This is a genomic window from Kocuria sp. WN036 (genome assembly GCF_002287015.1).
GTDB classification, from domain to species: domain Bacteria; phylum Actinomycetota; class Actinomycetes; order Actinomycetales; family Micrococcaceae; genus Kocuria; species Kocuria rosea.
This window is the reverse complement of record NZ_NSKF01000003.1, coordinates 26,275-38,835: the sequence shown is the minus strand read 5'-3', so window position 1 is coordinate 38,835 and position 12,561 is coordinate 26,275. Positions and strand designations below refer to the sequence as shown.

Annotated in this window: 14 protein-coding genes; 5 read left to right on the top strand and 9 right to left on the bottom strand. The window is 72.5% G+C overall.

Going from position 1 to position 12,561, the window contains the following annotated elements; translation table 11 throughout:
- Positions 1-38: 38 nt before the first annotated feature.
- On the bottom strand, positions 39-950 hold the full coding sequence (locus tag CK505_RS02990) for a phosphotransferase (protein ID WP_176475276.1): 912 nt from the start codon (positions 948-950) through the stop codon (positions 39-41).
- Between the two features lie 187 nt (positions 951-1,137).
- Positions 1,138-1,344: a cold-shock protein gene (locus tag CK505_RS02985; RefSeq protein ID WP_035923571.1), complete on the bottom strand. Its 207-nt coding sequence runs from the start codon at positions 1,342-1,344 to the stop codon at positions 1,138-1,140.
- A 280-nt stretch (positions 1,345-1,624) separates the two neighbouring features.
- On the opposite strand from CK505_RS02985, the gene CK505_RS02980 reads away from it, so the two are divergent.
- The 5 genes from CK505_RS02980 to CK505_RS02960 all read left to right on the top strand — a co-directional run bounded on the left by CK505_RS02980 (position 1,625) and on the right by CK505_RS02960 (position 5,995).
- Positions 1,625-2,380: a 5-oxoprolinase subunit PxpA gene (locus CK505_RS02980; protein ID WP_176475275.1), complete on the top strand. Its 756-nt coding sequence runs from the start codon at positions 1,625-1,627 to the stop codon at positions 2,378-2,380.
- A 105-nt stretch (positions 2,381-2,485) separates the two neighbouring features.
- Positions 2,486-2,725: an acetyl-CoA carboxylase gene (locus tag CK505_RS02975; protein WP_017834473.1), complete on the top strand. Its 240-nt coding sequence runs from the start codon at positions 2,486-2,488 to the stop codon at positions 2,723-2,725.
- A gap of 3 nt (positions 2,726-2,728) precedes the next feature.
- Positions 2,729-4,141 carry an acetyl/propionyl/methylcrotonyl-CoA carboxylase subunit alpha gene (locus CK505_RS02970; protein WP_095650181.1) on the top strand — a complete coding sequence of 471 codons (1,413 nt, stop codon included), beginning with the start codon at positions 2,729-2,731 and terminating at the stop codon, positions 4,139-4,141.
- Positions 4,138-5,046, top strand: coding sequence for an allophanate hydrolase subunit 1 (locus CK505_RS02965; RefSeq protein ID WP_035923885.1), 909 nt, complete (start codon positions 4,138-4,140; stop codon positions 5,044-5,046). Before CK505_RS02970 ends, CK505_RS02965 begins: the two co-directional genes overlap by 4 nt.
- Positions 5,030-5,995 (top strand): biotin-dependent carboxyltransferase family protein, encoded by a 966-nt coding sequence (locus tag CK505_RS02960; protein ID WP_035923576.1) that lies wholly within the window; start codon positions 5,030-5,032, stop codon positions 5,993-5,995. The genes CK505_RS02965 and CK505_RS02960 overlap by 17 nt, the downstream gene beginning before the upstream one ends.
- A gap of 66 nt (positions 5,996-6,061) precedes the next feature.
- On the opposite strand, the gene CK505_RS02955 is transcribed toward CK505_RS02960, so the two are convergent.
- Genes CK505_RS02955 through CK505_RS02925 form a run of 7 tightly spaced genes read right to left on the bottom strand, consistent with a single transcriptional unit; the run spans position 6,062 to position 12,405 of the window.
- Positions 6,062-7,162: an NADH:flavin oxidoreductase gene (locus CK505_RS02955; protein WP_095650180.1), complete on the bottom strand. Its 1,101-nt coding sequence runs from the start codon at positions 7,160-7,162 to the stop codon at positions 6,062-6,064.
- Positions 7,163-7,221: 59 nt separating this feature from the next.
- Positions 7,222-7,581, bottom strand: coding sequence for a hypothetical protein (locus CK505_RS02950; protein WP_126349689.1), 360 nt, complete (start codon positions 7,579-7,581; stop codon positions 7,222-7,224).
- A 23-nt stretch (positions 7,582-7,604) separates the two neighbouring features.
- The gene (locus CK505_RS02945; RefSeq protein WP_035923584.1) at positions 7,605-8,357 is read right to left on the bottom strand and encodes an SDR family NAD(P)-dependent oxidoreductase; all 753 of its coding nucleotides are present in this window, start codon (positions 8,355-8,357) and stop codon (positions 7,605-7,607) included.
- A 20-nt stretch (positions 8,358-8,377) separates the two neighbouring features.
- A complete protein-coding gene (locus tag CK505_RS02940; protein WP_095650179.1) occupies positions 8,378-9,157 on the bottom strand; it encodes an SDR family NAD(P)-dependent oxidoreductase in 780 nt (259 codons plus the stop codon).
- On the bottom strand, positions 9,154-10,494 hold the full coding sequence (locus tag CK505_RS02935; protein ID WP_095650178.1) for an MFS transporter: 1,341 nt from the start codon (positions 10,492-10,494) through the stop codon (positions 9,154-9,156). The genes CK505_RS02940 and CK505_RS02935 overlap by 4 nt, the downstream gene beginning before the upstream one ends.
- A 26-nt stretch (positions 10,495-10,520) precedes the next feature.
- Positions 10,521-11,408 (bottom strand): polysaccharide deacetylase, encoded by an 888-nt coding sequence (locus CK505_RS02930; protein WP_095650177.1) that lies wholly within the window; start codon positions 11,406-11,408, stop codon positions 10,521-10,523.
- Between the two features lie 28 nt (positions 11,409-11,436).
- On the bottom strand, positions 11,437-12,405 hold the full coding sequence (locus CK505_RS02925; protein WP_095650176.1) for an asparaginase: 969 nt from the start codon (positions 12,403-12,405) through the stop codon (positions 11,437-11,439).
- Positions 12,406-12,561 lie beyond the last annotated feature (156 nt).

The window sequence follows — 12,561 nt, the reverse complement described above, 5'->3', positions numbered from 1 at the left end:
CCCGCGCACGCTGCGGGGGACGCCGACGGTTCAGGCCGTCAGGACGCAGGTGTCAGCTGCGCGGCCGCGTGCCGGAGCACGGGACCGAAGTCCGGGCCGGCGCCGGGGCTCGCCGCCAGCGCCGCGACGTACAGGGCGGCCCAGGCGGCGGCGCGGCGCCACACGTCGTCGTCGTACCGGCCGGTGCTGTCCGCGACGGCGCGGAACCCGGAGCGCTGGTCCGCGTCGAAGGCCAGCCACGCGCCGGCGAGGTCGGACGCGGGGTCCCCGGCGCAGACGTCCCCGAAGTCGACGAGACCGGCCAGTCGCCCGCCCCGGTGCACGAGGTTCCAGGGGTGCGGGTCCCCGTGCAGCCAGACCGCCGACCGCAACCACGGGGCGGCGCGCAGGCCGTCGTCGACGACGCCGCGGAGCCGCTCGGTGCGCCGCGCCCCGAGCACCGCGGCCGCGGCCGGCCAGGACGGGGGCGCCGCGCGGAGCCGCGCGTCGAGCGGGACGCCCCGGTAGGGGTTGCGCGGGGCCTCCCCGGGTGCCGGCCGGTGCAGCGAGGACAGGGCCCGGGCCAGGTCCTCCGCGAGCCGCCCGCGCCGGGCGACCGGCAGGGTCGCGACGGCCTCGCCCTCGATCCACCGGACCACCGACCAGGGCCGCGGGTACCCGGCGCCGGGACCGCCGCGGAACACCGGCCGGGGCACGGCGATCCCCAGCGCGGCCAGCGGTGCGCCGGCCACGGCCGTCCACCGCACCTCGTGGAGGAGGCACGGGACGGCGGCGCGGCGCACCGGCAGGCGCACCGCGTGAGCGGGGCCGAGCCGGAACAGTGCGTTGTCCCAGCCCTGCGCCACCGGGGTCGGCGTCAGGTCCAGGAGTCCGCGGAGCTCCCGCGGCAGCTGCGCCTCCAGCAGGCGGCGCACCTGGGCGGCCGTCGGCTGCACCTCGACCTCGGGCATCGTCCACCCCTCCTCCCGGCTGCGTCGGCTCGGGCGCACCCCGATCCAGGCTGCCGGACCCGGGACCCGGTGCGGGGGTCCGGCAGAGAAAAACATCGCCACCCGGCCGGAGCCGGGTGGCGATGTCAGGTCGACGCCGGGGCGTTCAGCCCCGCGCCGGAGATCTCACGAGGAGATCAGAGCGTGATCACGCAAGCACGGTGATGTTCGCGGCCTGGGGGCCCTTGGGGCCGTCCTGGGTCTCGAACTCGACGCGCTGGTTCTCCTCGAGGGAGCGGAATCCGCCGGAGTTGATCGCGGAGAAGTGCGCGAACACGTCCTTGGAGCCGTCCTCGGGGGTGATGAAGCCGAAGCCCTTGTCGGCGTTGAACCACTTCACGGTGCCAGTAGTCATGGGGAACCTGTCTTTCTGGGAAACGGAGCGTCCCCGGCGATCGGGGTGCTCGGGCGTTGCGATGCCTGCCAAAACGTCTTCTCAGAAAAACTGCTGCGCCCGATGTCCGGGCGAACTGCTTGAACTGCAAGAACGAAACTTCAACAACTGGTGATGACTCTACAGGTGTTCGGGGAAAAGCACAGTGACGGGCCCCACTGCCCCCGCGGACACCCCGAGATCGCCGGGGGATCGCCCCGAGCCCGTTCCCACGGGCGCGTCGCGTCCATAGGCTGTGACCATGGCCACACCTGAGACCCGCACCCGGCCCACCGTCAACTCGGACATGGGCGAGGGGATCGGCCTGCACCGCTTCGGCAACGACCCGGAGCTGCTGCAGGTCGTGGACCTCGCCAACGTCGCCTGTGGCTTCCACGCCGGGGACCCGGACATCATGTCCGCCACCGTGGCCGCCGCCGTGGCCCACGACGTCGCGATCGGCGCCCATCCCTCCCTGCCCGACCAGTGGGGCTTCGGCCGCCGCGCCATGGTGCTCACCCCGGAGGAGGTCGAGTCCCTGGTCCGCTACCAGGTGGGCGCCCTCACCGGCTTCCTGCTCCAGCACGGGGCGGACCTGCACCACCTCAAGCCGCACGGCTCGCTCTACGGGATGGTCGCCAAGGACCCGGCGCTCATGGAGGCGGTGGCGGCGGTGGCCGCCGACTACCGCGTGCCCGTGCTCGGCATGGCCGGCACCGCCCACGAGTCCGTGTGCGCCGAGCGCGGCGTGCCGTTCGTGGCCGAGCTCTACGTGGACCTCGACTACAACGCCGAGGGCGGGCTGATCATCCAGCGCACGCCCCACGCCACCGACCCGCGCGCCGCCGCGGACCGGGTGGCGCAGGCCCTGGCCGAGGGGGTCGTGCGGGCCGAGGACGGCACGGAGCTGCCGATGCGCTTCGAGTCGGTCTGCGTGCACTCCGACGCCCCGGGGGCGCCCGCGGTGGCCCGCGCCGTCCGCGCGGCGATCGACGCCCACGCGGCGACGGTCACCTGACCCGCCCCGCCGTCGTCGTCCTGGCCTTCCGACCCGGACCCGGAGCTCCCCAACCCGGTGCCCGCCGACCCCACGTCTCCCCACCCGACCGAAAGGACCCGCACCATGACCGAGATCCAGTCCCCGCTCCCCGGTGTCTTCTACCGCCGCCCGTCCCCCGACAAGGACCCGTTCGTCCGGGACGGCGACCCGGTCGAGGCCGGCCAGGTCATCGGTCTCATCGAGGTGATGAAGCAGTTCTCGGAGGTCCAGTCGGACGCCGCCGGCACGATCCAGGCCTTCGAGGTGGAGGACGGCGACATGGTCAACCCGGGGGACGTCATCGCCGTCGTCGCGGAGAGCTGAGCCGTGCCGATCTCCACGCTCCTGGTGGCCAACCGGGGCGAGATCGCGGTCCGGATCCTGCGCTCGGCGCAGCAGATGGGCCTGCGCACCGTGCTGGCCGTGAGCGAGGTGGACCAGGACTCCATGGCGGCGGAGCTCGCCGACGCCGTGGCCGTGGTGGGCCCCGCCCCGGCCCAGAAGTCCTACCTGAACGCGGAGGCGCTCGTGGCCGCGGCCCTGGAGCACGGGTGCGACGCCGTGCACCCCGGCTACGGCTTCCTCTCCGAGAACGCCGCGTTCGCCCGGCGCGTCCAGGAGGCGGGTCTGACGTGGGTGGGCCCCGCCCCCGACGTCATCGATCTCATGGGCCACAAGACCCGGGCCCTGGAGGCCGCGATCGCCGCCGGGGTGCCCGTCCTCGCCGGGTCCAACGGGCCCCTGGAGGGCGACGACGACGCCGTCCTGGCGCTGGCCCGGGAGGTCGGCTACCCGCTCGTCATCAAGGCCTCGGCCGGTGGCGGCGGGCGCGGCATCCGCCTGGTCCGCGCCGAGGAGGACCTGCTGCGGACCGTCGACACCGCCCGGTCCGAGGCCGGGGCGAGCTTCGGGGACCCCACCGTGTACCTGGAGCGGTTCGTGGAGCGGGCCCGGCACGTGGAGGTCCAGGTCCTCGGCGACGGGCAGACCTTCCTGCACCTGGGCGACCGAGACTGCTCCCTGCAGCGCCGCTCCCAGAAGATCGTGGAGGAGGCCCCCGCCCCCAACCTGCCGGACGAGGTCCGCGAGCGCATCCGGGACTCCGCCGTGAACCTGGCCCGGCTGTGCTCCTACACCGGGGTGGGCACGGTCGAGTACCTCTACGACCCCGTCCGGCACGAGGCGGCGTTCATCGAGATGAACACCCGCCTGCAGGTGGAGCACCCGGTCACGGAGTTCGTCACGGGCGTGGACCTGGTCGCCGAGCAGCTCACGATCGCCTCGACCGGGCGCACGCAGCTGCGGCAGGAGGACATCTCCTTCGCCGGGCACTCCGTGGAGTGCCGGATCAACGCCGAGGACCCGGAGAAGGGGTTCATGCCGAGCCCGGGCACGATCAGCCGCCTCGACTGGCCGGAGGGCTCCGAGTACCGCGTGGACTCCGGCGTGCGCAGCGGCGACACCGTGGCCCCGTACTACGACTCGCTGCTGGCCAAGCTGATCGTGCACGCCGAGGACCGGGAGACGGCCGTGCAGCGGATGGGCGCGGCCCTGGCCGCCACGCACGTGGAGGGGATCAGGACCACGGTGCCGCTGCTGCGGCGGCTCGTGCTGGACCCGGAGTTCGCGGCCGTGGCGCACCACACCACCTGGATCGAGACCGAGCTGCTGACCGGCCGGGCCGGCGGCACACCCAGCGACGAGCCCGGCGACATTCCCAGTGAGGGGAGCGCACCATGACCGAGACCCTGTACCTGCCCACCGCCCGGTACACGTGGGGCGGTGACGAGTTCCTGTTCGTGGAGTTCGACGAGGCCATGAACCTCACCGCCAACTACCTGTCCACCACCGTGGCGCACGGCCTCTCCACCCTGGACCTGCCCGGCGTGGTGGACGTCTGCCCCGCCAACGCGTCCCTGCTGGTGCGCTTCGACCCGGACGTGATCAGGGCCGAGGACCTCAAGCGCCGCACCCAGGAGCTCGAGGGGCAGGCCCGCGAGTCCACGCAGTACACCGCCGAGACCCGGATCATCGAGGTCCCGGTCTGGTACCAGGACCCCTACACCGCCGAGGTCGTGGCCCGCTTCCGCGAGGGCTACCACCAGGACCCCTCCGGCACCGATCTCGACTACGCCGCGAAGGTCAACGGCCTCGCGGACGCCGCCGAGTTCATCCGCCGCCACCACGAGTCCCCGTGGCTGGTGTCCATGGTGGGCTTCGTGGCCGGGCTGCCGTTCATGTACCAGCTCGTGCCGAGGGACCGGCAGCTCGAGGTGCCCAAGTACCTCAGCCCCCGCACCGACACTCCCCCGCTCACCGTGGGCCACGGCGGGTGCTTCGCGTGCATCTACTCGGTGCGCGGCGCCGGCGGCTACCAGATGTTCGGCATCGCCGCCGCCCCCATCTACGACCCCGAGCAGCACCTGCGCGACTTCCGGGACTTCCTCATCCTGTTCCGGCCCGGGGACCTCGTGAAGTTCCGGCCGGTCGACGAGGCCGAGTACCGCTCCATCCAGCAGCAGGTCGAGGACGGCACCTGGCGGTACAAGCAGGCGCCCGTGACCCTCGACGTCGAAGCCGCGCTCGCCGATCCCGACCGCTACAACCGCACCCTTCTGGAGGCCCTCGATGGCGCTGACGATTGAGCAGCCCGGACTGCTGACCACCGTCCAGGACCAGGGACGGATCGGGTACTACCACGTGGGCATCCCGCAGGGCGGGGCCATGGACCAGGAGTCCGCGCAGGCGGCGAACAAGCTGGTCGGCAACACCGCCGTGGAGGCCGTGCTCGAGTGCACCTACACGGGCCCCGCCTTCACCGTGGACGCCCCGACGACGATCGCTGTGACCGGTGCGGACCTGCCCGTGCTGGTCAACGGCGAGGAGCGCCCGTCGTGGCGGCGGATCGAGCTGGCGGCGGGGGACGCCGTGAAGTTCGGCGTGCTCCGCGGCGGCGCCCGGTTCTACCTGGCCGTCCGCGGCGGCATCTCCGTGCCGGAGGTGCTCGGCTCGCGCTCCACCTACGCGATCGGGCGGCTGGGCGGGCTGGACGGCCGGAAGCTGGAGGCCGGGGACGTGGTGCCGGTGGGCGAGCCCACCGGCCTGCTGCCCGAGGTCGAGGAGATCCCGGAGCGCCTCCGACCGGGCTTCGGGAGGTCGCTGGAGCTGCGGATCATGTGGGGCCTCTACGACCACCTGCTCACCGACGAGGGCCGGCGCCGGCTGGTCGAGGAGGAGTGGAAGCTCACCCCCGTGGCGGACCGGATGGGCCTGCGCTTCGAGGGCCCGGGCGTGGAGTGGATCCAGCGCCGGCAGCCGTTCGGGGCGGGCTCGGACCCCTCCAACATCGTGGACGCCGGCTACGCCGTGGGCTCCATCCAGGTCCCCGGCGGCACCCAGCCGATCGTGCTGCACCGGGACGCGGTCTCGGGCGGGGGCTACGCCATGGTGGGCACCGTGATCTCCGCGGACATGGACCTGCTGGCCCGTGCCGCCCCGGGCACGGCCACCCGGTTCCGCGCGGTGTCCATGGAGGAGGCGCTGCAGGCGCGCCACGAGCGGGCGGAGCGGCTGGAGGAGATCTGGGCGCTGTGAGCAGCCGGGCCTCGCGGGCCGCGGCGGGTGGTGCCGGTGCGGCACCACCCGCCGCGGTGCGTCCGCTCAGGAGAGTTCCAGCTCCCAGTCCTTGACGTCGGCCAGGGGCGCGAGCAGGCTGCCGTCGAGCTCGGCGAGCGGCCGGCCCCCGCGCACCCGCTGCGGCCAGTCCCGGTTGGCCAGCGCCGCCTTGCCCAGGGCGACCACGTCGGCCGTGCCGTCCGCCAGCATGGACACGGCCGTCTCCGGGTCGTCCAGGTGCCCGTTGGCGATCACCGGCAGACCCGAGTGCTGCTTGGCCAGCGCCGCGAGCGAGGGCCCCTCGTCGCCGAACGCCGGGGCGGTCGCCCGGTACTCGGTGGTGTGGACGAAGTCGATCCCGGTGGCGCCCAGGGTCGAGAAGATCACCTCCGCCTCGTCGGGCCCGCCGCTCCACCGGTGGTCGTGGTCGCTGACCTTGGCCTGGGAGATGCGGATGCCCACCGCCAGGTCCGGCCCCACGGCGTCGCGCACGGCCCGGCAGACCTCGGCGGCGAACCGCACCCGGTTCTCCGGCGAACCGCCGTACTCGTCGGTCCGGAGGTTGAGGTAGTCGGTGAGGAACTGGTCGAGCAGGTACCCGTTGGCGCCGTGGATCTCGACGCCGTCGAAACCGGCGTCGCGGGCGCGCAGCGCGGCGTCCACGAACGCCTGCCGGACCTCCGCCATCTGCTCCGCCGTGATCTCCGCGGGCACGGGGTACGGGCCCTCACCGCGGTAGAAGCCCAGCTGCTCGCCCTTGGGGGCCACCGCGGAGGGGCCGATCGTGGAGTCGACGAACCGGTTGCCCTGGGCCTGGGACCCCGCGTGCATGAGCTGGGCGAAGATCTTCGCGCCGGCGGCGTGGACGGCGCCGACCACCTCGGCCCACGCCCGGGCCTGGTCGTCGGTGGCGATCCCGGGCTGGTACAGGTAGCCCTGCCCGTGGGCGGCGTCGGGGTAGATCCCCTCGGTGATCAGCAGCCCGAAGCCGCCGCGGGCGAAGGCCTCGTAGTAGGAGACCATGCGCTCGGTGGCGTGGCCCTCCTCCGTGGCGCTGATCCGGGTCATCGGAGCCAGCGCCACGCGGTTCTCCAGTGCGGCGGGACCGATCTGCAGGGGGGACCAGAGGGGGTCGAGATCCGGCATGTGCATCTCCTTCGACAGTCGTTCAGGGGTTGTTCGGTCGGTGGGTGCCTCTGACAGCCTCACACGGTGTCGGCGCTGAGGAGAAGCGCCCGCACGAGCCGCCCCGCGTCCATGGGCGGGGCGCTGTGGGTCCCGGCGGCGAGGATCCGCTCGAACTCCGCGCCGCCGTCGTCCGGCAGGGCGCGCCGGTCGACCAGGTGCTGGTCGACCAGGGCGTCGGCCAGCGTCTCGACGTCGGGGAAGACCTGCTGGGCGCCCGTCCGGGAGCCCAGCACCCACCGGTCGCCGAGCACGGTGATCCTCGCGCGGCGCCCCACGCTGCGCCGCAGCTCCGCGAGGACGGCCTGCTTCATCCCGTTGAGGTTGATGTAGGCGGTCACCTTCGAGACCGCACGCCCGCCGGGGCATCCTGCGCACATCGTGACATCTCCTCCCGGGCCGGCTACGGCATCACGTCGCCGCTGTTGGGGCCCAGCGTCTGGCCGGTGTAGAGGTCGCCGCCGGGCGAGGAGGCCAGCAGCAGCGCGGTGGGCGCCACCTCGTGGGCCTGGCCGAAGCGGCCGATGGGCAGCTCGGCCTGCTTGGCGGCCTTCCACTCCTCGGACAGTCCCTCGATCAGCGGTGTCACGACCGGACCGGGCGCGATCGAGTTGACGAGGATGCGGTGCTCGGCGAGCTCCAGCGCCATGGCCTTCGTCATGCCGATCACCCCGGCCTTGGCCGCCACGTAGTGCGTCAGGCCGGTGCCGCCCTTGATGCCCAGCTGGGAGGCGATGTTGATGATCCGCCCGCCGCCGCGCTCCACCATGTGGGGCGCGGCCCAGCGCGCGGCCAGGAAGACGCCCTTGAGGTCCACGGCCAGGACCTTGTCGAACGTCGCCTCGGTCATCTCCAGCAGCGGCGTCTCGTCGAGGATGCCGGCGGCGCTGACGAGGACGTCGATCCCGCCGAGCTCCTCGACGACCCGTGCCATCGCCTGCTGCACCGCCTCGCCGTCGGTGACGTCCACGGCGATCGCCGTGGTGCGCCCGCCGAAGCTGCCGCTCTCCTCGGCGACGGCGGCCGCGTGCTGCTCGTCGCGGTCCAGCACGGCCACGTCCGCGCCCTCCCGGGCGAAGAGCAGGGCGATCGCCGCGCCGATGCCGCTGCCGCCGCCGGTGACGACGGCGACCTTTCCGGTCAGTTGCTGTTCCATGTCTGCCTTTCCTGGGGGGCTCAGCTCGGCCAGCGGACGGTGAGCCCGCCGTCGACGATCAGCTGCTGGCCCGTGACGTAGGCCGAGTCGTCGCCGGTGAGGAAGCGGATGGTGCGCGCGGCCTCGTCGACGTTGCCCACGCGGCCCCACGGGATGATCGAGCCCGCGGCGTCGAGGCCCTCGCGGCCCAGCGAGTTCACCGGGTCCAGGGACTGGGGGCTCTCGATCAGCCCCGGGATGACGGCGTTGACCCGGATCTTCCGGGGGGCGAGCTCCACGGCCAGCGAGCGGCACAGGCCGATGAGCCCGGACTTCGCCGCCGCGTAGTGGCTGTGCTCCTCCCACCCGTAGACGCCGCCGGCGATCGACGACGTCGCCACCATCGCCCCGCCGCGGGTCATCCGCGTGCTGCAGGAGCGGAAGACGCGCATCACCCCGGAGAGGTCGACGGCCATCATGTCGTCCCACGCCTGGTCGGTCATGTCCGCGAGCGCGGCACGGCGCAGGATGCCGGCCGCGGCCACCGAGATGTCCAGCCGGCCGAACTCGTCGAGCGCGGCCTGGGCGAGCTCCTCGGTGTCCTCGAAGCTGCGCACGTCCATGGGGACGGCCGTGCAGCGCCCGCCCGCGGCCTCCACGGCGCGGACGGTGTCCGTCGCGTCGTGGGGGTCCGAGGGAAGGTAGCCGATGACGCTGTGCGCCCCGGCCCGGGCGTAGGCGACCGCCAGCGCCCGGCCGATCCCGCTGCCGCCGCCGGAGATGACGGCGACCTTTCCCTCGAGTCCGTCGTCGCGGATCATGCGATCACCGTGGTCTTCAGGTGGGCGTCCTTCAGGGTGCGGGTCCCGGCCATGCACAGCGCCGAGAGGATCAGCCCGCCGGAGCCGGTGATGATCGCCGCCGTGGCCGTGTCCACCCCTGCGGTCAGCAGGATGGTGAGCAGCCCGGAGCCGGCGATGCCGCCGAGCGGCGCCATCACGTGGGCCACGTTCGCCCCCATGCCGCGCACCTGTGGCGGGAAGGACTCGCCCATGTAGAACAGCAGCGCCGCGTACGGGCCGGTGAGGAAGAACAGCGTCATGGCGTACAGCGGGATGATGTAGCCGGAGGTGCCCGGGCCCAGCAGCATCGCCAGGCTGACGATGCCGCCGGCGATCCAGCCGAGGACCACGGTCGGCTTGCGGCCGATCTTGTCGCCCAGCCAGCCGTGGAAGACGTAGCCCACGAAGCCCACCGCGTTGGAGAGCACCAGGATGATGAGGGCGTTGTCGAAGGAGACGCCCTTGGCCTCGACCAGGATGGTGGTGCCCAGGACGGAGAACACCTGGATGCCGAACCAGTTGAAGAACCACGCCAGGGACAGGCAGGTCGTGTGCCGACGCAGCTCCGGGGTGAAGACGTCCTTCACGCCGGTGGCGTGGTGGGCCGCCTCCTCGAGGTCGTGCTCGTCGGCCAGCGCGTGGGCACCGGCGGTGTCGCCGGCGGCCCGGCGCCGCCGGACCTCCTTCATCGCGGCGAAGGTCGGGGACTCCGGCAGGCGCAGGGCCAGGCCGACGACGATCAGGGACAGCACCGCGGCGACGACGAAGCTCCAGCGCCAGCCGATGAGCGGGAGCGTCAGGGCCGACAGTCCCGCGGAGACCAGCGCGCCGACCGGCCAGCCGCCCTGGACGAGCGAGTACATGAGGCCGCGGCTCTTGGCCTCCTTGTAGATCTCGTTGAGGTAGACCGCGTTGACGACCTCCTCGGACATGGAGAAGCCGGAGAAGGAGCGGATGATGACCAGGCTCGCGGCGCCGATGGCGGCGCCGGTGAGACCGGACGCCACGGCGCCGCCGAGCATGAGCACGATGAGCGCCTTCTTGCGGCCCATCTTGTCGATGATCGTGCCCACGGCCAGGGCCACGAGGAACACGCCGATCGTGGCGTAGGTGTTGATCGCGGTGGACTCGGCCACCGACCAGCCGAAGTCCTCGGCGATCACGGGGAGCAGCGTGCCGAAGAGGGTGAAGTCGTAGACGGAGGCCACCCAGGCGATGAAGCAGACGATCGAGACCTGCTTGACCACCTTTGGGGTGATGGGCACGTTCCAGGGCTCGACGCCGGAGGGCGTCGGGTTCGAGCGCAGAGTGGACATGGCGGTGTTCCTTCGTGCCGGTGGGATCAGGCGGAGGTGCGGGGACTGCGGGCGGCGAAGTCGCGGGCGACGTCCTCCATGAACGCGAACTCCACGCCGTCGTGACCCTGGATGTGGTCGAAGAGGCGCTCGAGCATCAGCAGGTTCTGCGGGCGTCCGCAGACGTCGGGGTGGATCGTGAGGGGGAAGACCGCGTAGTCCATCTCGCGGTAGACCCAGTCGAACTGGTCCCTCCACAGCTGCTCGATGTCCCGCGGGGACACGAAGCCGTGGCTGTTCGGGCTGGACTTGATGAACATCATCGGCGGGAGGTCGTCCAGGTACCACGAGGCGGGGATCTCGATGAGGTCGGTCTCCTCGCCGCGCACCAGCGGTTTCATCCACTCCTGGGCCGAGGCCGCGTCGTAGTCGATCTTGGTCCAGGTGTCCCCGACGCGCACGTAGTACGGGGTGTGGTCGTCGTGCATGAGCGAGTGGTCGTAGAGGAAGCCGCGATCGAGCAGGATCTCGTTGGTCACCCCGGAGAACTCCCACCAGGGCGCCACGTAGCCGACGGGCTTCTTTCCGGAGCGCCGCTCGATGAGGTCGGTGCAGTAGTCGAGGATCTCGGTCTCCTGCTCGCGGGTCATCGCGATGGGGTTCTCGTGGCTGTAGCCGTGGACGCCGATCTCGTGACCGGCGGCGACGACCGCGTCGAACTCCTTCGGGAACGTCTCCACGGAGTGGCCGGGCCAGAACCAGGTCACGGGCATCTCGCGGCGCTGGGCGAGCTGGAGCAGCCGCGGCACGCCGACCTCGCCGGCGAAGAGGCCGCGGGAGATGTCGCCCGGGGAGTCCTCGCCGCCGTAGGAGCCGAGCCAGCCGCCGACGGCGTCGACGTCGATGCCGACGGACACGTAGATCTTCTTGGACATGATGTCTCCTCTGGTGGTGGGTGGTGTTCTAGAGGTGGGCGGTGAAGGCCCCGGGGAACTCGGCGGCCGAGGTCCCCAGGGAGAGCAGGAGGGCGGCGAGGATGCGCGCCTGGAGCGGGTTGAGGTCCCCGGAGGGGACGGCGCCGGCCGCCACGAGGTCGGTGCCCCCGCCGTTGCCGTAGAGCGGAACGACGGGTCCCCACGGGGCACGCGTGCTGAGCACCACCGCGCAGCCGGCCCCGGCCGCACGGGCCACCGACTCCGCGAAGCCGGGGCCCGCGTTGCCGACGCCCGATCCGGCGAGGACCACGGCCTGCGCGCCGGAGCGCACGGCGAAGTCGAAGAGGTCCGGGGTGGCGCCGGTGTGGGCCGTGATGATCTCGACCCTGGTGCTGTCGAAGGCCGCCGGCGGCAGCGGCAGCGGCTCCCGGCGGACCGGCCTGGCCGTGACGACGAGCTCGGACCCGGCCATGTGCGCCACCTCGGCGCCGCCCTGGAAGGGGCTGCTCGCGGTGGTGTGCGCCTTCCGGGCGCCGCGGGCGGAGCGGACCGTCCCGTCGAAGGAGATCAGCGCGCCGCTGCCCCGCAGCTCGGGCGAGGCGGCGGCCAGCACCGCCTCCTCGACGTTGCGGGGGCCGTCCGGGGCCGGGCTGTCGGCCGGCTGCTGGGCGCCGGTGAGCACCACGCTCTTCGGGGAGCCGTGCACCAGGTCCAGCAGGAACGCCGTCTCCTCCAGGGTGTCGGTCCCGTGGGTGACCACCACGCCGTCGTTGGCCGGATCGGCCAGCGCGTCCCGGGCCGCCTCGGCGATCGCCCGCAGCTCCCCCAGGGTGAGCCGGTAGCTGCCCGTGGTGAGGACGTCCCGGGCGGAGACGGTGAGCTCGCCGTACCGGTTGCGGGACAGGTCGGCCGCCGTGTCCGTGGCCACGGAGCCCGTGGACCCGCCGCCCCGGGACGCGATGGTGCCCCCCGTGCCGAGCAGCTGGATGTGTGTCACGTGCCGCCTCCCTTCCGTGGGGTCGTCCCGCTCCGCGGGAGCGTCAACGGTCTATGCAAACGAATGCCGCAATCGATTGCGTACGATGTTGGGATCGACCATAGAGCGCCTTTAGAGTGATGCGCAACACATTCACGAGAATTTAACGTCCGTTAC